This is a genomic window from Haloechinothrix alba (assembly GCF_900188115.1).
GTDB classification, from domain to species: Bacteria; Actinomycetota; Actinomycetes; order Mycobacteriales; family Pseudonocardiaceae; genus Haloechinothrix; species Haloechinothrix alba.
Genome location: NZ_FZNW01000001.1, coordinates 102232 through 121219 on the forward strand (window position 1 = coordinate 102232; position 18988 = coordinate 121219).

The 18988-nt window shown below is 69.9% G+C and carries 15 protein-coding genes; 10 read left to right on the forward strand and 5 right to left on the reverse strand.

What is annotated here, in order from left to right; all coding sequences use genetic code 11:
* Nucleotides 1-36 precede the first annotated feature (36 nt).
* Nucleotides 37-1062 carry a hypothetical protein gene (locus CHB84_RS00435; RefSeq protein ID WP_089299445.1) on the reverse strand — a complete coding sequence of 342 codons (1026 nt, stop codon included), beginning with the start codon at nt 1060-1062 and terminating at the stop codon, nt 37-39.
* 530 nt (nt 1063-1592) lie between these two features.
* Between CHB84_RS00435 and CHB84_RS00440 the strand changes: the two genes are divergently transcribed.
* The 4 genes from CHB84_RS00440 (at nt 1593) to CHB84_RS00455 (ending at nt 5388) form a co-directional block, all read left to right on the forward strand.
* Nucleotides 1593-2795: an AI-2E family transporter gene (locus tag CHB84_RS00440; RefSeq protein WP_089299642.1), complete on the forward strand. Its 1203-nt coding sequence runs from the start codon at nt 1593-1595 to the stop codon at nt 2793-2795.
* On the forward strand, nt 2792-4000 hold the full coding sequence (gene macS, locus CHB84_RS00445) for a MacS family sensor histidine kinase (protein ID WP_245818467.1): 1209 nt from the start codon (nt 2792-2794) through the stop codon (nt 3998-4000). The genes CHB84_RS00440 and macS overlap by 4 nt, the downstream gene beginning before the upstream one ends.
* A gap of 5 nt (nt 4001-4005) precedes the next feature.
* On the forward strand, nt 4006-4659 hold the full coding sequence (locus tag CHB84_RS00450) for a response regulator (RefSeq protein ID WP_089299446.1): 654 nt from the start codon (nt 4006-4008) through the stop codon (nt 4657-4659).
* 93 nt (nt 4660-4752) lie between these two features.
* Entirely contained in the window at nt 4753-5388 is a 636-nt protein-coding gene (locus CHB84_RS00455; RefSeq protein WP_176439723.1) for a DUF1707 SHOCT-like domain-containing protein, read from the forward strand.
* A 98-nt stretch (nt 5389-5486) separates the two neighbouring features.
* On the opposite strand, the gene CHB84_RS00460 is transcribed toward CHB84_RS00455, so the two are convergent.
* Nucleotides 5487-6422, reverse strand: a complete 936-nt coding sequence (locus tag CHB84_RS00460) for a ribokinase (RefSeq protein WP_089299448.1) — start codon at nt 6420-6422, stop codon at nt 5487-5489.
* Nucleotides 6423-6796: 374 nt separating this feature from the next.
* Here CHB84_RS00460 and CHB84_RS00465 point away from each other — a divergent pair, with 374 nt between their 5' ends.
* Nucleotides 6797-7501 (forward strand): TetR/AcrR family transcriptional regulator, encoded by a 705-nt coding sequence (locus tag CHB84_RS00465; RefSeq protein ID WP_089299449.1) that lies wholly within the window; start codon nt 6797-6799, stop codon nt 7499-7501.
* An 85-nt stretch (nt 7502-7586) separates the two neighbouring features.
* Here the strand turns inward: CHB84_RS00465 and leuS are convergent, their stop codons facing one another.
* Nucleotides 7587-10469 carry a leucine--tRNA ligase gene (gene leuS, locus CHB84_RS00470; protein WP_089299450.1) on the reverse strand — a complete coding sequence of 961 codons (2883 nt, stop codon included), beginning with the start codon at nt 10467-10469 and terminating at the stop codon, nt 7587-7589.
* A gap of 324 nt (nt 10470-10793) precedes the next feature.
* Here leuS and CHB84_RS00475 point away from each other — a divergent pair, with 324 nt between their 5' ends.
* Nucleotides 10794-11192, forward strand: coding sequence for an SdpI family protein (locus tag CHB84_RS00475; protein ID WP_089299644.1), 399 nt, complete (start codon nt 10794-10796; stop codon nt 11190-11192).
* Between the two features lie 26 nt (nt 11193-11218).
* Here CHB84_RS00475 and CHB84_RS00480 read toward each other — a convergent pair whose 3' ends face one another.
* Nucleotides 11219-11800 (reverse strand): YqgE/AlgH family protein, encoded by a 582-nt coding sequence (locus tag CHB84_RS00480; protein ID WP_089299451.1) that lies wholly within the window; start codon nt 11798-11800, stop codon nt 11219-11221.
* Between the two features lie 195 nt (nt 11801-11995).
* On the opposite strand from CHB84_RS00480, the gene CHB84_RS00485 reads away from it, so the two are divergent.
* Nucleotides 11996-12424 (forward strand): hypothetical protein, encoded by a 429-nt coding sequence (locus CHB84_RS00485; protein WP_141134536.1) that lies wholly within the window; start codon nt 11996-11998, stop codon nt 12422-12424.
* Nucleotides 12425-12493: 69 nt separating this feature from the next.
* On the opposite strand, the gene CHB84_RS00490 is transcribed toward CHB84_RS00485, so the two are convergent.
* The gene (locus CHB84_RS00490; protein ID WP_089299453.1) at nt 12494-13939 is read right to left on the reverse strand and encodes a CCA tRNA nucleotidyltransferase; all 1446 of its coding nucleotides are present in this window, start codon (nt 13937-13939) and stop codon (nt 12494-12496) included.
* Nucleotides 13940-14153: 214 nt separating this feature from the next.
* Here CHB84_RS00490 and CHB84_RS00495 point away from each other — a divergent pair, with 214 nt between their 5' ends.
* The 3 genes from CHB84_RS00495 to murJ all read left to right on the forward strand — a co-directional run bounded on the left by CHB84_RS00495 (nt 14154) and on the right by murJ (nt 18972).
* Nucleotides 14154-14654, forward strand: coding sequence for an NUDIX hydrolase (locus tag CHB84_RS00495; protein WP_089299454.1), 501 nt, complete (start codon nt 14154-14156; stop codon nt 14652-14654).
* A gap of 124 nt (nt 14655-14778) precedes the next feature.
* Nucleotides 14779-17016 (forward strand): DUF6049 family protein, encoded by a 2238-nt coding sequence (locus CHB84_RS00500; protein ID WP_089299455.1) that lies wholly within the window; start codon nt 14779-14781, stop codon nt 17014-17016.
* A 222-nt stretch (nt 17017-17238) separates the two neighbouring features.
* Nucleotides 17239-18972: a murein biosynthesis integral membrane protein MurJ gene (murJ, locus tag CHB84_RS00505; protein WP_089299456.1), complete on the forward strand. Its 1734-nt coding sequence runs from the start codon at nt 17239-17241 to the stop codon at nt 18970-18972.
* The last annotated feature ends 16 nt before the right edge of the window (nt 18973-18988 follow it).

Here is an 18988-nt window from a genome sequence, read left to right on the forward strand (position 1 = left end):
CATGCGCTCGGACCGGCGGTCTCGCGGTGAATAACCTCAGTCAGGTGTGACGCCGGGCTGCTGACCCGGCTCGAACGGCACCCGGCTGGCGCCGTCCGTCGCGCCGTGCGTCTCAACGACGTCCGCGGCTTTGCTGAAACCCAGGATCGAGGTCAGCGGTGTGTGATCCACCGTGTGCGCAGACCCGATGCTTCCTGTGGCCGGGACGGACGAGGGCGCGGAACCACTCTCGGAAGAGTGCGCCATCGCCTCGTGCAGCGCGGAGCCTGCTCCGGCGCCGACGGAGTCGTCGTCCCGCGGGACGGAGTCCGCCCCGCTCTCGATCACCGAGGTCGCGTCGTCGCGCACGACGCCTGATGCGTCGTCGTCGACGATCTCGGCCACGTCCTCGTCCGTGTCCCGGACGGCAGGGGCATTCTCGGGCTGTTCGGCTTGATCGCTCGTTCCACCCGGAAGGTCGGCGATGTCGTCGACACCGGGGCGGAACCAGTCACGGAACCGCTCCGGCAAGTCAGAACTTCCGTCGAGCCGGTCGAACCGCTCGGCGGCATCGTCTTGCCACAGCAGCAGGCCCTCGATCGAGTCCGCCGTCGTCGACAGCGACTCCTCGAGCTCGTCCTGCGTCCGCTCACCGCGCTTACGCAGTGTGGCCCCGTCCGACCCGGTGGACTCGGCCGACCCGGCCACGGCGCTGTCGCCGCGGTCGGCTCCGTCCTCGTCCGATTCCGAAGCGTCTTCCGACTCGGCGCCGGAGGACTCCTCGTGCGGTTCGCCGCCCGTGCGCAACGAGTCGGCGACCCGGTCGAGGCTGGAACGGGTCCAGGAGGATGCTTTCTCACCGACGTCGCGGAGGTCGCCGTCCGAATCGGCGGCGTCGTCCTCGACAGTCCATACCGTAGAATGACCCGACTGCTCGAGACTCGCGGACTCGGCACTCGCGGTCGAGATCGTCCAAGCCGCTGCGGTGCCCACCACCGTGCCACCAAGCACGATCAGCGCACGGGTGCACCAACGTCGCACGCGCATACCGCGCTTCGCGATCGCTGAAGCCACCTCGGTCACCGCAACTTCCTTGCTCTCGACTCGAACTCTGGACGTGTGCGACCCCGACAGCCACTCGAATCCTCGGGCTGGCCGGCGAGCGAACCCGCCAGCAGGCGATCGCACACAGTGTCCACGCACGCACCACTTGTGATGCGCCACGTCGAGAGTGGCAAACTCCGCGTCGATCTTGCACGCGACACGCGAACAGTGACCCTGATCGTGTGACGAACACGCACTGCCATCACCTACTACCGCACGTGATCGACCAGCTCCCTGCACGCACCGCAGCCACAGTCACCCGCACACCGCACGCTCCGCGGAAATTCGAGAATCGCCACGCCAACGCACGGCGGGCTCGATACGGTGGCACTGTGACCAAGAACCTTCCCACCGCGGACGACGACGTGCAGGACCCGCAGGCAGCCGGGACCGGAACCAGGCAGGCCACCGGCGACGACTCCGCACCGGGCGCGGCTAACGAGCAGGGCGATCGCGCCGAGACCACCGACGGCACGGGTACGCCCGGACAGGCCCCTTCCGGCGACTCGCTGACCAACGCGGCCGTCACCGAGCTCGTCCCCAAGGGCTTCCGGGTCGCCGCCGCGTTCTCGTGGCGTTTCCTCGTCGTCGCTGCGGCGGTGGCGGTGCTCGGTTGGCTCGTGGCCGAGCTGTCCATCGTCGTGATCACGTTGAGCATCGCGCTACTGCTCGCCGCGCTGATGAACCCAGCCGTCGACGCCCTCGAACGCGCACGGATGCCGCGCGAGCTGGCAGGAAGCATCGTGCTCGTCGGCGGGCTCGGACTGCTCGGCGGGGTGATCGCCTTCGTGGTCACGCAGTTCACGCGCAACCTGCCGGAGATGCAGGACCACATCAACGAAAGCCTCGACCAGTTCCGGCAATGGATGACGACCGGGCCGATCGGGCTGGACACCGCGGATATCCAGGGCTTCGTCGACCAGGCGGTCAGCTTCGTCCAGGAGAACCAGGCATCGCTGACCACCCAGGCGCTCTCCACGGCAGGCGTGGTGGGGCAGATCGTCACCGGGATCCTGCTCGTCCTGGTCATCCTGCTGTTCTTCCTGCTGCACGGCGAGCGCATCTGGACGTTCCTGACGCGCGGCGCCCCGTCCTACGCGCGCGCCCGGGTCCACCTGGCCGGTCGGCGTGGCTTCGAGACCCTCGGCAAGTTCATGCGCGCCACCGTCATCGTCGCCGTGGTCGACGCGGTCGGCATCGGTGTCGGCCTGGCGATCGTGGGGGTTCCCCTGGTCATCCCGCTGGCCACGCTCGTGTTCCTCGGCGCGTTCGTCCCCATCGTCGGCGCCGTCGTCACCGGGGCTGTCGCCGTACTGGTCGCACTGGTCACCGTCGGCTGGATCGGCGCGCTGGTGGTCCTCGGCGTCGTGATCGCCGTCCAGCAGCTGGAAAGCAACATCCTGCAACCGCTGCTGCTCGGCAGGGCCGTGCGGTTGCACCCGCTTGCGGTGGTACTGGCGATCACGGCAGGTGTGTTCATCGCGGGCATCATCGGTGCGCTGCTTGCCGTGCCGCTGCTCGCGGTGATCACTGCCGGGGTGAAGTCCCTGACGCAGGAAACGCCGGAGGAACCCCGGCAACCGCACATCCCGAAGTTCGCCCGCAGGCTCGCCCCGAACCTGGTGAAGAAGCAGCACGGCAGCGAGCACCCCGAGCCCGAGCAGGCAGGGGACCGGACCGAAGAACCCCCGGACCCCGAACCGCGCCAGTGACCGGCCCGCCCACCTACCTGAACGCCCTGACCCGCGACCCGACCACCGCGTTGTGGTGGGGAGCGGTGGCGTTACGCGCCATCCTGCTCTCCTTCGCCGTCGGCGCCGTCACCATGCACAGCGACGACTACCAGCGACCGTGGCTGGCCTGGACGGTCCTCGGCACCATGTCCGTGTGGACGCTGCTGACCAGCATCGCCTACACCCGCGGGAGCTGGCGGCGCGCCTGGCTCGTCGTCCTCGACGTCGTCCTGGCCAGTGCCCTGATGCTGACCTCCCCGCTGCTGCTCACCGAGCAGATGTACGCGGAGCAGGCACCGCTGATCACCACCGTCTGGGTCGGGGCGATGCCGGTCATCGCGGGCATTCGGTTCGGCCCGGCAGGCGGCGTCCTCGCAGGGGGCTACCTCGCGGTCGGTACCGGGTTCGCGCAGATGCGGGTGGATCTCGACGTCGTCCGGGACGGGGTGCTGCTCGTCGCCAGCGGGCTGGTCGTCGGGCTGGCGGCGGAGGCCCTCCGGCGCGCCGCGGTAGCCCTCTCGGAGGCGGAACGCGCCGAGGCGGCTCGCGCCGAGCGGGAACGGATCGCCCGCTCCATCCACGACAGCGTTCTCCAGGTACTCGCCCGCGTCCGTAAGCGCGGCGCCGACGTCGGCGGCGAAGCTGCCGAACTCGGCGAGCTGGCGGGTGAGCAGGAGATCGCGCTGCGCTCGCTGATCGGCACGAGCACCGAGCTCGGTCGGGGGCGGGGTGAGCGGGGCTCAGACGACCTCGGGGCGCGGCTGCGCATGCTGGCGACCTCCACCGTGCGTATCTCGGCGCCTGCCTGCGAGGTGACGCTGCCGGACCACGTCGTGGATGAACTCGAGGCCGCGGTGCGGGAGGCACTGACGAACACCGCCAAGCACGCAGGCAGCGACATCGGTTCCTGGGTGCTCGTCGAGGACCTCGGTTCCGAGGTCGTCGTCAGCGTGCGCGACAACGGCCAGGGCATCGAGACCGGCAGGCTCGAGCGCGCCGAGGAAGAGGGCAGGCTCGGCGTCGCACGCTCGATCAAGGGCCGGGTGCACGAGCTCGGTGGCACCGTCACGCTCGACACGGCCCCCGGAACCGGCACCGAGTGGGAACTGCGCGTCCCGCGTGACCGTCCATCCCGTCAGGAGCGAGCCGAGCTGAACCGATCAGGCAAAGGGGCACAGGTATGAGCGATATGTCCCTCTCGGTCATGGTCGTCGACGACCATCCGATGTGGCGCGGCGGTGTCGCGCGCGACCTCGAGGAGCGCGGGTTCACGGTGCCCGCTACGGCCTCCGACGCACCCGGCGCGGTGCGGGCGGCCGGTGCGGTGCGCCCGGACGTGGTGTTGATGGACCTCACGCTCGGTGAGACCTCCGGCGTGGATGCGACCAGGGAGATCACCGGAACGCTGCCGGACACGAAGGTGCTCGTGCTCTCGGCGAGCGGGGAACACGCGGACGTGCTCGAAGCGGTCAAGGCAGGCGCGTCCGGGTACCTGGTGAAGTCCGCGTCCGCCGAGGAACTGATCGATGCGGTGCGGCGCACGGCCGAAGGCGACCCGGTGTTCACCCCCGGCCTCGCCGGGCTGGTGCTCGGCGAGTTCCGCCGCATGGCCGACGCCCCGGCGAGCACGGACTCGGCACCGCAGGTGACCGACCGCGAGACCGAGGTGCTCCGCCTGGTCGCCAAGGGGCTCAGCTCCCGGCAGATCGCGACGAAACTGACCATCTCGCCGCGCACCGTGGAGAACCACGTGCAGTCCACGCTGCGCAAGCTGCAGCTGCACAACCGGGTCGAGCTGGCCCGGTACGCCATCGAGCACGGCTTCGACCAGGACGAGGACTGACCGTGCGCAGCCCGGCGGCGCGGCGCACGCTCAGGGACGGGATCCGGGTCTTCCCCGATTCGCCCGCGCGACAGGCGCCCTAGCATCGGGACCGTGAACGACACCGACACACCCGGCACGGACGGCTCCGTCCCGACCCGCGAACTGCGCGTCAGCGACGCCGAGCGGGACTACGTCGTCGGGCTGCTGCAGAAGGCCACCGGTAAGGGACTCATCAACCTCGACGACTTCAGCGACCGCGCGGACAGCGCCTACGCGGCGCGTACGAGGGCGGAGCTGAACACGGTGCTGACCGACCTGCCCGGCCTGGTGCACCGGGAGTCGCCGCCTGCGGGGGTGTCCGGCACACCGGCAGGCACCGCCGCACCGGACCGTCGGCTCGAGCTCACCGCGCACTACTCGAGCCTGACCCGCAACGGGCGCTGGCACGTGCCCGAGCGGCTACTGGTGCGCAACCGGTACGGCAGCACCAAGCTGGACTTCACCGAGGCGCGGATCGACAACCCGGTCGTACAGCTCGAGCTGGACATCAAGTGGGGCTCGGTACTGATCATCATCCCGACCGAGGCCGCCGCGGACGTCGACGCGATCACCGAGATCAAGTACGGCTCGCTGGAGGACAAGACGCGCTCGACCGGCACGGCGGGAACACCGCGGATCGTGCTGTCCGGCCGGGTACGCGGCGGCTCGCTCACGATCCGCCACCCCAAGCGCGGCTGGTGCCTGTAGCGGCGCGCGCCGGCCGCACACCCCGCCGGGTGGGAGCCCAAGGTGACATTGGGTTCTTCTAAGGAGCCCAATGTCACCTTGGGCTCCCACCCGGCGGCTCAGGGGACATCGGCGGCTGTGGGGTAGGAGTCCTGGGTGCCGCGCACGGTCACGGAGATCGCGGCGACCCTGGCCGCGTGCTCGGCGGCTGCGACCAGCCCGGCGCCCGCCGCGAGCCGCGCCGCGAGCGCCCCGGAGAACGCGTCGCCCGCACCGGTGGTGTCGACCACGGTGACCGGCTCGGCATCCACCCAGGTGACCTCCCCGGAACCGTCGGCGACCACAGCGCCCCGCCCGCCGCAGGTCACCACCACCGCGCGCGGGCCGGTGGCGCGCAGCTCTCGTGCCAACCCGGCCGGATCCGCTGCCTGGTCGTCCTCCCGGCCGAGCAACCAGCAGGCCTCGTGGGTGTTGACGATCAGCGGGTCCGCCGCCGCCATCGTCCCGGCATCCAGCGCCACCACGGGCGAGGCATTCAGCACCACCCGAACCCCGGAGGCGACCGCGGAACGCACCGCGGCGCGCACCGCCTCGAGCGGCACCTCGAGGACCGTGCACAGCACAGCCGCCCCGGCCAGCACCTCCCGCGCGGCGTGTACGTCCTCGGCACCCAGCGCCGCGTTCGCCCCGGGGGAGACGATGATCGAGTTCTCCCCGTCCGGGGTCACGGTGATGTACGCGGCGCCGCTCGGAGGCTCCCCCCGCCGCATCAGCCGGGTACCCACACCGGCCTCCCGCAGCGCGGAGAGCAGCTCGTCACCGGCAACGTCCTGCCCGACGGACCCCACCATCGCCACCGTGGCACCCAGTCTCGCGGCCGCGACGGCTACGTTCGCACCCTTACCGCCCGTACTCGTCCTGGTATCCCCGCCGAACACGGTCTCACCGGGCCCGGGACGGCGCCGCACCTCGACCGTGACGTCCCGGTTCGCCGAGCCGACCACGACAAGCGCGGCGTCCCGCGACAGGTCACCGGACGTGTCGAGAGCACACATGACCGCCAGCCTCGCACTACCCGGGCGGGCGCGCTACGGCCACCGGGCAGCAGGAGGGCTGCGCCGAACAACCCGGCCGGTGAACCGTCCTACAGCCCGGGCTGGCAGGCCCAGCCACGTTTACATCTTCAGTAGAATCACTCAATGGCCGTATCGGCCACGGGAGTCGCTCGTTGTCCGTGACGTCGGTATGTATACGGCCGCATTCGTCCGGTGACGCCTCCGGCGCGCCGGTCGAACCGAGTCGCCGGCGTCGACCACGTTGCCCCCCGAGTGGTCGACGTCGGCGGCGCCTGTCTACGTCGATCACGAACGACCATCGAGGGCCGAGCAGAATAATGCGACAGACACCGCCACGCCCCGCCTGGTCGGACATGAGCACCGAGATCCGGCAGACCGCCCGCGCCCTGCTCTCCGGGTACGGAGCCGACGGTGTCACGCTCCGCGCGATCGCCCGCGAGCTGGGGATCACCGCGCCGGCTCTGTACCGCTACTACCGCTCGCACTCCGACCTCCTCGAGCACCTGCGCAGGGACATCTGCACGGAGCTGGCCGCCGAGCTGACCGCGCACATCGCCGCCGCCGGTGAGGAGAACGGACTCGATCAGTTCTTCGCCGCGCTGCGCGGGTTCCGCGCCTGGTCACTGAAGCATCCCCAGGAGTTCGCTCTGGTCTTCGCCTCCCGCCGCGCGGACGTCGCGGGGTCCGCGACACCGCTGGACGAGGCGACCGAACCGTTCGGCAGGGTGTTCATCACCAGCGTGTGGCAGGTGCTGAGCGTCCACGACGTCACCGTCCCGCCGGACGAGCGGGTGCCCCGTGCGCTGCGCCCCGATGTCGCCGCCTTCCGCGCCGCGCTGCTGGAGCTGCTGGCGAGCACGACGGAGGAACGGTTCGACGACACCAAGCTCACCATGGGCATCGCGTACCTGATGGTGCAGTACTGGACCCGGATCTTCGGGCACGTGACCCTCGAGGTGTTCGGCAACGTGCCGATGCCCACCGCCGACCCTGACGCGTGGTTCGACGCGATGCTCACCGACATCGCCCAGGAGCTCGGTCTCGCGGACGGGGTGTGAACGGCGCGGCGCACTACGGTGGGGTCGGTTCCCGGCCGGGCCGCACTCCTCGCCGGGCCAGGATGCTCGCCCGGCCCCCGTCCGCCTAGACCACGACGTTGACCAGCCTGCCGGGCACCACGATCACCTTGCGCGGCTCGCCGCCGTCGAGCGCTGCCGCGACCTTCTCCTCGGCGAGGGCAGCGGCCTGCACCGCATCCTGATCGGCATCGGCAGGCACCGTGACCCGCGAACGCACCTTGCCGTTGACCTGGATCGGGTACTCGACCGTCTCGTCGACCAGGTACCGTTCATCGGCCTCCGGGAAGGGCCCGTGCGCCAGTGACCCCTCGTGCCCGAGCCGGTGCCACAGCTCCTCGGCGACGTGCGGGCACATCGGGGCGATCATCAGCACCAGTGCCTCGGCCAGCTCCCGCGGCGTGGCCTCGGCCGCGGAGTAGGTCTTCGTGACGTAGTTGTTCAGCTCGATGAGCTTCGCGCCTGCCGTGTTGAAGCGCAGCCCCGCGAAGTCCTCCCGGACCCCCGCTATCGCACGGTGCAGCTGCTTACGGTCCTCCGTGCTGGTCTCGACGTCGGCGACGCGCAGCCTGCCGGTGTTCTCGTCGACGATCAGCCGCCACAGGCGCTGCAGGAACCGGTGCGCACCGACGACGTCCTTGGTCGCCCACGGGCGGGAGTCCTCGAGCGGCCCCATGGACATCTCGTAGAACCGGAACGTGTCGACCCCGTACTCCTCGGCCATCTGGTCCGGGGTGACCACGTTCTTCAGGCTCTTGCCCATCTTGCCGTACTCCTGCGTGACCTCCTCGCCGTTGTAGAAGAACCGCCCGTTCTCCTCGACGACCTCCTCGGCGGGCACGTACACACCACGCGAGTCGGTGTAGGCGTAGGCCTGGATGTAGCCCTGGTTGAACAGCTTGCGGTACGGCTCCTCGGAGGAGACATACCCCAGGTCGTACAGCACCTTGTGCCAGAACCGGGAGTACAGCAGGTGCAGCACGGCGTGCTCGACCCCACCGACGTAGAGGTCCACACCACCGGGGTCGTCCGGGCCGTGCTCCTCGGGCCGCGGACCCATCCAGTAGCGCTCGTTCTCCGGGTCGCACATCCGCTCGGAGTTCGTCGGGTCGATGTAGCGCAGCTGGTACCAGCACGAACCCGCCCAGTTCGGCATCGTGTTCGTCTCCCTGCGGTACGGCCGCTTGCCGTCTCCCAGGTCCAGCTCCACCTCGACCCAGTCGGTGGCCTTCTCCAGCGGCGGCACCGGCTTGGTCTCCGCTGCCTCGGGGTCGTAGGTCGCCGGGGAGTACTCCTCCACCTCGGGCAGCTCCACCGGCAGCATGTGCTCGGGAAGGGCGTGCGCGATGCCCTCGACGTCGTAGACGATCGGGAACGGCTCACCCCAGTACCGCTGCCGGGAGAACAACCAGTCACGCAGCTTGTACTGCACGTCGGCACCGCCGTAGCCGTGCTCGGACAGCCACGTGACGACGGCGTCCTTGGCCTCTGTGATGTCCAGCCCGTTGAGGGAGAAGCCCTCGTCGTTGGCGGAGTTGACGACCACGCCGTCACCCAGGTAGGCCTCGCCGTCGAAGTCGTCGTCCGGCTGCACCGTCCGGATGATCTCCAACCCGTACGCCTCGGCGAAGTCCCAGTCGCGCTGGTCCTGCCCCGGCACGGCCATGATCGCGCCCGTGCCGTAGCCCATCAGCACGTAGTCGGCGACGAACACCGGGATTCGAGCCCCGTTGACCGGGTTCACCGCGTAGCAACCGGTGAACACACCGGTCTTGTCCCGGTTCTCCTGGCGGTCCATCTCGGTCTTCAGCGATGCGGCGTGCCGGTAGGCCGCCACGGCCTCGGCCGGGCTCGAGGCGCCACCCGTCCAGCGCTCGTCCACGCCCTCGGGCCACTGCTCCGGCGTGAGCTCGTCCACCATCGGGTGCTCCGGGGCCAGCACCATGTACGTCGCGCCGAACAGCGTGTCCGGACGCGTGGTGAACACCTCGATCGAGCTCGCGGCAGCCTCGTCGCCGGCTTCGGTTGCCGCGGCGTGCACCGGGAAGTGCACCGTCGCGCCACGCGACCGGCCGATCCAGTTGCGCTGCATCGCCTTGACCTTCTCCGGCCAGTCCAGCCGGTCCAGGTCGTCGATGAGCCGGTCGGCGTAGGCCGTGATCCGCATCATCCACTGTTTCAGGTTGCGCTGGAACACGGGGAAGTTGCCGCGCTCACTGCGCCCCTCCGAGGTGACCTCCTCGTTGGACAGCACCGTCCCCAGCCCGGGACACCAGTTCACCGGCGACTCGTCGACATACGCGAGGCGATGCGTGTCCAGGATCGCGCTGCGCTCGATGCGGGTGAGCTCGCTCCAGTCCCGCCCGTCCGGCGTGGCGCGCTCACCCCGCTCGTACTGCTCCTCCAGCTCCGCGATCGGCCGGGCCTTGCCCTGCTCGGCGTCGTACCAGGAGTTGTAGATCTGCAGGAAGATCCACTGCGTCCACCGGTAGTACTCCGGGTCGATCGTCGAGATGCGCCGCCGCGTGTCGTGACCGAACCCCAGCTGGCGCAGCTGGGCAAGGTACCGCTCGATGTTGTTCTCGGTGGTCGTGCGCGGGTGCTGGCCCGTCTGCACCGCGTACTGCTCAGCGGGCAGCCCGAACGCGTCGAAGCCCATGGTGTGCAGCACGTTGCGGCCGGTCATCCGGCTGTAGCGGGCGAAGACATCGGTGCCGATGAACCCGAGCGGGTGCCCGACGTGCAATCCCTGCCCGGACGGGTACGGGAACATGTCCTGCACGAACAGCTTGTCCTCGGGGACCCCGGCGTCCTCGGCGAGCGGACCGGTCGGGTTCGGCGCGTGGAACGTGCCGTGCTCGTCCCAGTACTGCTGCCAGCGGCGCTCGACGTCACCGGCGACCGCGGCCGTGTACCGATGTGGCGGCGCGCCCTCGGTCGACTCGTTCATCGCAGAAACCTTTCCCTGTTCCTACCGCACCTCACCGATGGACGGACCGGTTCATCAGTCACCTGTCCCGGTGGGGTGCGGGTAGTGCGTTACTCGTCGCGGTATCCCCGATACGACTGAGCCCCCCAGCCCGGCGGGCATGAGGGGCCGCCGCGCTGAACGTCGCGGTCAGCGCGGTCCGCTCGGAAGGAGACCGGTCCTCGCCATAGCACTCATCCTAGCTACCGGTACAGCGGGCACCGTGCCCGGCTCGCGTGTGACGTACGCGGCTAACCCGTGTACCCGCGCCCCGGCAGCCTGCACAGTCGCGCTTATCCTCGGCTCGTGGTATTCCTCGCACTCATCCCCATCCTCGGGGGCGTTCTCACCGGCTGGGGCGGCTACCTCGGTTGGCGCGGCCGTATCCCCCGCGACCGCGGGACAGGCGTGCGCACGTGGGCCACCCTGCGCAGCGACGAGGCGTTCCGCGTGGGAAACAAGGTGGCGGGCCTGCCGACGATGACCGCAGGAGGTGTCGGCGTGGTCGCAGGGGGCGCGGCGTTTCTCATGCCGGACACGCTCGGCATACTGCTCGCCGTGGGCCTCGGCGTGCTCGGCATGATCGCGCTGACCGGGGCGGGCGGCATGCTCGGGCACCGGGCCGCCACCACCGTCAGTGACCCGGCACCGGCCGGAGGATGCGGCGGCTGCGCCTGCGGCACGGGCGGCTGCGGCGCGGGGTGAGGCCGCGGGGAACGCCCCCGCCACCGTCAGTTGAGCTGCAGATCACCCGGGTGTGTCGCGAGCAACGCCGTCGGTACCCCCTGCCTGCGCAGCACATGCCCCCACAGGTCCGTATCCGGGCCGGCCAGCACATCTCCCGGCAACGCGGGAACCGTCAGCCAGTCACCCCTTTCGATCTCGCCTGCCAGCTGACCGGCGTCCCAGCCCGCGTAACCCGCGAACACCCGCAACCCGCGCAGCCGGTCGACCAACGCGTCCGGATCCGAGTCGAGCACCACCAGCGCCACCGGCCCGCGCACACCGATCGTCCCCGGAACGACGCCTGCGGACTCCCCGGCCCGCAGCGCGGCCAGGCACAACGGGGTGTCCTGCTCCACGGGCCCGCCGACGAACACCGAGGGCGGCTCGACCACATGCCCGGACCAGGACGGCAGGACCTCGTCGACCGGTACCTCGCTCGGCCGGTTCAGTACGACCCCCAACGTGCCCTCCTCGCTGTGGTGGAGCACGTATACGACCGTCCGGCGAAAGTTCGGGTCCGACATGCCCGGGTCGGCGACCAACAGGGACCCCTGCTCAACATCGGAGATCGCTCGCACGCCGGTCATGATCTCACTCGGCTCGCGCGCAGGCGGACCGACCTCCGCACACGCCTCACGACCTCCACCACGGCGCCGAGCTGCTGCCTCCCCGGCGTGCGTCGCCTGGTTCGGGCCACGGCCCACCCGGACGGTGCCTACGCGAGCTGGAACGGCCGGGTTCTCAGCGCAAGGACATCCGCGTCGGACGGCACCGTAATGCTCGTGGCTGACGGGCACGAGCCGGTCCCGGACGACTTCGACACCGAGGTCGACGGGCTTCCTGCGAAGGCGGTCGAGCACGACCGGCTGCCGTGCCTGTTCCACCTCACGACGCACTGCGTGCTGGCCGGCGAGGAGTTCGCGGTCGACGCGCACGACGGTGACCGTCTCCGGCTGCGCTGGACCGGTACCGACCCCGCAACGGCGGCCCGGCTCGGGCTCGAGCTGCTCGGTGACCCCGGGTCGTTCGGCACCGAGGCAGGCGTCGGCGAACGGACGGCGCTGTGGCAGGTCCGGCGTGACCTGCACCGCGTCTCCCCGCCGTCCGGGGACGCCACCGGGGACGCCACCGGGGTGGAGGGGAGCGCGACACAGCGGCTACTGCACCGCATCGGCCACCACCTCGACACCGGCGCCCTGGCCGTGTGCTGAATGACGCTTTCACTCCATATGGAGGGTTGAATGACGCTTTCACTCCACAAGCGGGAGTGAAAGCGTCATTCAGCGTAACCCCTGGTCGGCGGCCCAGCGGTAGAGTTCGGCAATGGCCTCGTCCCGGTCGAGGGGACCGCGGTCGAGCCGCACGTCCTTGAGGTGCTTCCAGGCCTTACCCACCATCGGGCCCGGCTCGATCCCCAGGAGCTCGATGATCTCGTTGCCGTCGAGGTCGGGCCGGACCTTCGCGAGATCCTCCTCCGCGCGGATACGCGCGATCCGTTCCTCGAGGTCGTCGTAGCTGCGCTGCAGCGCTGCGGCCTTGCGCTTGTTCCGCGTCGTGCAGTCGGCACGGACGAGCTTGTGCAGCCGCGGCAGCAGCTCTCCGGCGTCGGTGACGTACCGGCGCACCGCCGAGTCGGTCCACTCACCCTTGCCGTAGCCGTGGAACCTCAGGTGCAGGAACACCAGCTGGGAGACATCGGAGATGATCTCCTTGGAGTAGCGCAGCTTGCGCAGTCGCTTACGCGCCATCCGCGCGCCGACAACCTCGTGGTGATGGAAACTCACCCCACCGCCCGGTTCGAACCTGCGGGTGGCCGGTTTGCCGATGTCGTGCAACAGCGCGGCCAGCCGCAGCACCAGGTCCGGCTCGCTCACGGGCTCGTGCTTGCGCTCCAGCTCGACAGCTTGGTCGAGCACGGTCAGCGAATGCTGGTAGACGTCCTTGTGCTGGTGGTGTTCGTCGATCGCCAGACGCATACCGGGGACCTCCGGCAGCACGTACTCGGCGATCCCGGTGTCCACCATCAGCTCGACACCCCGGCGGGGATGCTCGCCCGTCATCAGCTTGGACAGCTCCGCCTGCACGCGCTCGGCGCTGATCCGGTCGATCTGCCCGGCCATCTGGGTCATGGCATCCACGACGCGCTGCTGGGCGGCGAACCCCAGCTGCGCGGTGAAGCGCGCGGCACGCAGCATCCGCAGCGGGTCGTCCGCGAACGACTCGTCGGGCGCCGCCGGAGTGTCCAGCACCCCCTGAGACAGCGCTTGGAGCCCGCCGTGCGGATCCACGAACGACTTGCTCACCAGGTCGATCGCCATCGCGTTCACGGTGAAGTCCCTGCGCAGCAGGTCGTCGGAGATACTCTCGCCGAACACCACCTCCGGGTGCCGCCCGATCCTGTCGTAGCGGTCGGCACGGAACGTGGTGATCTCCATCTGGGTGCCGCGCCTGGTCAGCGCCACGGTGCCGAACTCGACGCCGGTCTCCCAGATGGCATCGGCCCACCCTCGAACCAGCCGCAGCACCTGCTCCGGGCGGGCATCCGTGGTGAAGTCCAGGTCGCCTACCTCGTCGGAGAGCCTGCCCAGCATCGCGTCCCGGACGCTGCCACCGACCAGGTACAAGCGGTGGCCCGCCTCGCTGAACATCCTGGCGAGCTCGTCGGCGACGGGGGAGATCCGCAGTAACTCGATCACCGCGTTGCGCTTGGCGGAAGATTCGGACACAACTCATCAGAGTACCGGCGCGCTGCGCGCGGGCGAGCGGTGGCCTGATCCGTGAGCCAGGCCATGCACCGCTGTTCGAGCGACCGGAATACCGCGTGACCTGCGATTTCCCGGCCGGCGACCGGACCGGAGCCCGGACGGGGGGTCCCCGCGGACGTCGCCGATCCCGGACTTCTTCACAAGACGAGCAGGGTACGTGCTCTAACATCGCATCATGCCTTCGTCTGCCGGTCACTCCGGCGCCGCCAGTCCAGGGCGCCGCCCCCGACGTCACCGGCGCCGTCGTATGACCACGGTGAACGAGACTTCGGCCGGTGGCCTCGTGGTGGACGGCGCACGCACGCACGCCGTGCTGATCGGCAGACTGGACCGTAACGGCTCGCTGCTGTGGTCACTACCGAAGGGCCACATCGAGGAAGGCGAGTCGCGGGAACAAACCGCCGTGCGCGAGGTGAAGGAGGAGACCGGTATTTCGGCACGTGTGCTGGATTCGCTCGGTACGATCGACTACTGGTTCGTCGCCGACGGCAGGCGCGTGCACAAGACGGTGCACCACTTCCTCCTCGAGGCCACCGGCGGGGAGTTGTCCACAGCCGATACCGAGGTGACCGAGGTCGCCTGGGTACCGTTTGCCGAACTCGCCGATGTGCTGGCCTACGCCGACGAGCGCAAGCTCGCGGCCAAAGCCCGGGAGGCATTGGTGGGCAGAGACTAGAGGTACCCGCCCGGAGGGCTACGCACGCCTCGGCGCGCGCGGCCGTCTGGGGGCGGCTCGCGACCGGCGAGAAACAGGTGACAGGCCACGTCCGGTGACCTGACTGAGGTGAACAGCCCGATTGATGAACAAGCCCGCAGGCAACGAGGTCTACCCCGTGCGTTCAACCGGCAGGCACCGTGCGGCAGCGCTACTGCTGGCGGCAGGTTTCCTGCTCGCCCAGGCCCTGCTCGGACAGGCAGCCTCCACGGCTCAGCCACTGCACGTCGAGCAGGAACGCCTTGCGCTGGACGTCGAGCACGTCGCTCCTCGTGTCGTCACAGCCGGCAGCGAGACGCTGACGGTCACCGCCACGTTGACCAATATCGGGGACCGGACGATCAACGACCTGCGGGTGCGCGTCCAGCTGGGAGTCCAGCAGCGCGGGGTCGAGGACGTGCGCACGGCGATCACGGGCGCGGCCCGTACCGACGCGCAGGCCAGCCCGTTCGAAGAGGTCGTCGGACTGCTCGAACCGGGGGAGAGCACACCGGTGACGGTGTCCGTGCCGATCGGCTCGCAGGGCACGGCCGAGCCGGACGCGCTCGAGCTGGTCGAGGAGGGTCTGTACCCGCTGCTGGTCAACGTCAACGGGCAACCGGAGTACGGCGGGCCTGCCCGGCTGGCGGCCTTCAGCATGGTGCTTCCGGTGCTGGACCCCCCTGGCGGCGAGACGACCGAACGCGCGGGCCGGGCACGGCCGGTGTCCATGCTGTGGCCGATCGCTGCCCCCTCCTCGGTCGTTGACGAGTCGCTCGACAACGAGCTGGTCCTGGCCGATGAGGAGCTCGCGGAATCCATGAGCCCCGGAGGGCGATTGCACGACCTGGTCAGTGCCGCTCCCGGCGCCGAGGACGATCCCGGGCTCGCCCGCTCGGTGTGCTTCGCCATCGACCCAGAACTCGTGGCCGTGGCCGACGCGATGACGGAGGGTTACCGGGTCGGTGACGACGGCGGCTCAGGCAGCACCGTCGCCGGGGACGGCGCCGAGGATGCCGATCAGTGGCTGCAGCGCCTGCGCGACATGGTCGAGGACCGCTGCGTGCTCCCCATGCCGTACGGCAACTCCGACCCGACCGTGCTCGCGGGCCCGCTTCCCGAGCTGGCGCAGGCGGCTGTCGACAACACCGACATGCTCGAGGAGCATCTCGGCACTCCCGTCCAGGCGGAGGCCTTCTGGCCGCACGGCGCGGTCACCGGGGACACCCTCCGTGCTCTCGACGAAGCAGGCGCCACGACCGTCTTCGCAGGCCAATCGGATGTGAACGCCTCAGGCGATTTCGACAGCCCCACCGAGCTGAGTGCCTCCGAGGGCGTGGACCCCCGGATGCGCGCCATCCCCACCGACGAGCTGACCGCGCTCGGCTTCACCGAGCAGGAGCCGGCGAACCAGGGCCCGTTCACGGTCAGGACCGCTCAGGGGCGGCCCGCGACGGCCGCGCAGAACGCCCTGGCCGCGCTGGTGTTCCGCACCCTCCCCGGAGAGCGCGGCGGCGCCGAGCCGCTCGTACTCGCGCCTCCGCGGACCTGGCAGCCGAGTGCCGCCGAGCTGGGCAGGTTGGGGGACGTGCTCGACCTCCTCGTCGAGCGGGGGATGGTCGCCCTCGAACCGATGTCGGACGTGCTCGATGCGGACACGAGCGGGCACGCCCGTCCCGCGGCCGCCACATCCGGCCTGGCCACCTACCTGCCGGTCGGGCTCGTGCAGGAGATCAACAACCTCGCCTCGGTGATCAACGACCTGGACGCAGCCATGTCCATGGACACCCCGACACAGGTGGCACCGAGCGAGCTGCTCCGCCCGCTACGCAGCGGCCTGCTCCGCGCCACCTCGGCTCGTGCGCAGGAGGACCCGGCCGAGGCCGAGCGTGCCGTCGCGAAGGTCTCCTCCGAGCTCGACCGGCTCCGCGACATGGTCCGGGTGGAGAACCCAGGGCGGACGATCTCCATGGCTTCGGAGACCTCGCCGCTGCCGGTGGTGGTACGCAACGAGCTACCGGTCGAGGTGACTGTGCGTATCGGCCTACACAACACCATCGGGGTACAGCCGGAGCCGGTGTCCGACCTCACCATGCCCGCGAACACGTCCTACACCCAGCAGATTCCCGCGACGGCGCTGCGGGCCGGACGGTTCAGCGTGGATGTCACCCTGAGCACACCCGGCGGCACGGACCTGGGTGAACCCGCGCGACTGGAGCTGGCATCCACTCAGTACGGCGCGATCACCGTTATCGTGACTGCATCCGCGGCCGGTGCACTGCTACTGCTGGCCGGGCATCGCATCTACCGCAGGGTGCGGTCCGGCGACACCAACAGCGACTGAGCCGAGACGCTCCGGCCCGCGCGACGACGTTGCACGGTATTGCAGGGGATTGGGCACGCGTTGAGCAACCAGACGCCGGGGCGAGGTAGAGGGCACCGTGGTGCGGGCCGGCCACGGTCCGAGCGAGGCGGCGGGCCGGCTCCGTACGGACGTCCCACCCAGGCTCCCCTGTGGCCGACGGCCGACCCGGACTCCCTGCGGCCCTACGACGAGCTCACCCGGATGTTGCCACGGGTCGCCCCACCCGGCCCACCGGGTCGGGACGATGCCGCCGCGGGACATCCGTCCCCGGGCGCAGACGACGTACCCGCAGGCGCGCCGGAACACGACGCGGACCGCTGGGCGGCCCCCGACCAGGCCGAGTCACCGTCCCTCGCGCGTTCCGCCGGAACGATCGCGATCGCATCGCTGATCAGCAGGATCACCGGGTTCGCATGGAAGGTCATGCTGGTCTGGGTACTCGGCATCGGCGTGGCCAACGACTCCTTCAACGTCGCGAACACGCTGCCCAACATCGTCTACGAGCTGCTGCTGGGTGGGGTGCTGGCCAGCATCGTGGTTCCGCTGCTCGTGCGCTCCCAGGACGACCCGGATGGCGGCCTTGCCTACACGCAGCGGCTGCTCACCGTGGCGCTGACCACGCTCGCCGCCGCCACGGTGATCGCGGTGGTCGCCGCACCGGCGTTCACCGCCATCTACGTCGACTCCTCCACCGACCGGGCCAACTCCGAGCTGACCACCGCGTTCGCCTACCTGCTGCTGCCACAGGTCTTCTTCTACGGTGTCTTCGCCCTGCTGATGGCGATCCTCAACGCGCGGAACATCTTCGGCCCACCCGCGTGGGCACCCGTGGTCAACAACCTCGTCATCATGACCACCATCGGCGTGTACGCCCTGGTCCCGGGCCAGATCTCGCTGGATCCCGTGAGCATGGGCGACGCCAAGATCCTCACCCTCGGTGTCGGAGTCACGATCGGCATCGTCGCCCAGGCCGCTATGCTGCTGCCCCCTCTGCTGCGCAGCGGCTTCCGGTTCCGCTGGCGGTGGGGCATCGACGAGCGGATGAAGGAGTTCGGCGCGCTCGCCGCCTGGATCGTCGGCTACGTGCTGGTCAGCCAGCTCGGATACATCGTGACCACCCGTGTGCTCACCGCGGGTGCGCCGGGCGGGATGACGGCGTACTACAACGCCTGGCTGCTGTTCCAGCTGCCGTACGGCGTTCTCGGCGTCTCGCTCCTGACCGCGATCATGCCGCGGATGAGCCGGGCCGCGGCCGACGGGGACGATCACGGCCTGATCGGGCACCTCTCGTACGCCTCCCGCATCTCAACCGTCACGCTGCTGCCCATCGCAGCGGTCATGACCGTGGTCGGCTCCTCGGCGGGGATCGCGCTGTACTCGATCGGCCAGGGCGCGGAGGGCGCCGGTGCCGAGCGGCTCGGCCAGGCGCTGGCGATCTCGGCGTTCGGGCTACTGCCCTACGCGCTGGTGATGCTGCAGCTTCGGGTGTTCTACGCGCTCAAGGACGCACGCACGCCCACGCTGATCATGCTGGTGATGACGGCCGTGAAGGTCCCGCTGCTGTACCTGTGCCCCATCCTGCTGGCACCGCACCAGATCGTGCTCGGGGCGATGCTGGTCAACTCGCTGACCTTCGTCGTCGGGGCGTTCCTCGGCCAGGTGTGGCTGTGGGCCAGGCTGGGCAACCTGCGCAGCAAACGGGTACTCGGAGTGATCATCTTTACGGTGGCGGCCTGCGCTCTCGGGGTCGCCACAGCGGTGGGGGCAGGCATGCTCGTGCCGGGCACGTTGCCGGAGATCGTCGAGGCATGGATCACGCTGCTCGTCCAGGCGACAGTCGGGCTCGGGGTGTCCTTCGGCGCGCTGGCCGCTCTCGGCCTCGAGGAGCTCAAGCCGGTCACGTCCCGAGTCAGCAGGCTCGTCCGGCGCAGTTGACCGCCACACGGAACGT

Bases quoted from the DNA above. Each gene is read 5' to 3' on its own strand.
- CHB84_RS00450 (WP_089299446.1), top strand. From the start codon at position 4,006: ATGTCCCTCTCGGTCATGGTCGTCGACGACCATCCGATGTGGCGCGGC.
- CHB84_RS00460 (WP_089299448.1), bottom strand. From the start codon at position 6,422: ATGTGTGCTCTCGACACGTCCGGTGACCTGTCGCGGGACGCCGCGCTT.
- CHB84_RS00465 (WP_089299449.1), top strand. From the start codon at position 6,797: ATGAGCACCGAGATCCGGCAGACCGCCCGCGCCCTGCTCTCCGGGTAC.
- leuS (WP_089299450.1), bottom strand. From the start codon at position 10,469: ATGAACGAGTCGACCGAGGGCGCGCCGCCACATCGGTACACGGCCGCG.
- CHB84_RS00480 (WP_089299451.1), bottom strand. From the start codon at position 11,800: ATGACCGGCGTGCGAGCGATCTCCGATGTTGAGCAGGGGTCCCTGTTG.
- CHB84_RS00495 (WP_089299454.1), top strand. From the start codon at position 14,154: ATGCCTTCGTCTGCCGGTCACTCCGGCGCCGCCAGTCCAGGGCGCCGC.
- CHB84_RS00500 (WP_089299455.1), top strand. From the start codon at position 14,779: ATGAACAAGCCCGCAGGCAACGAGGTCTACCCCGTGCGTTCAACCGGC.
- murJ (WP_089299456.1), top strand. From the start codon at position 17,239: ATGTTGCCACGGGTCGCCCCACCCGGCCCACCGGGTCGGGACGATGCC.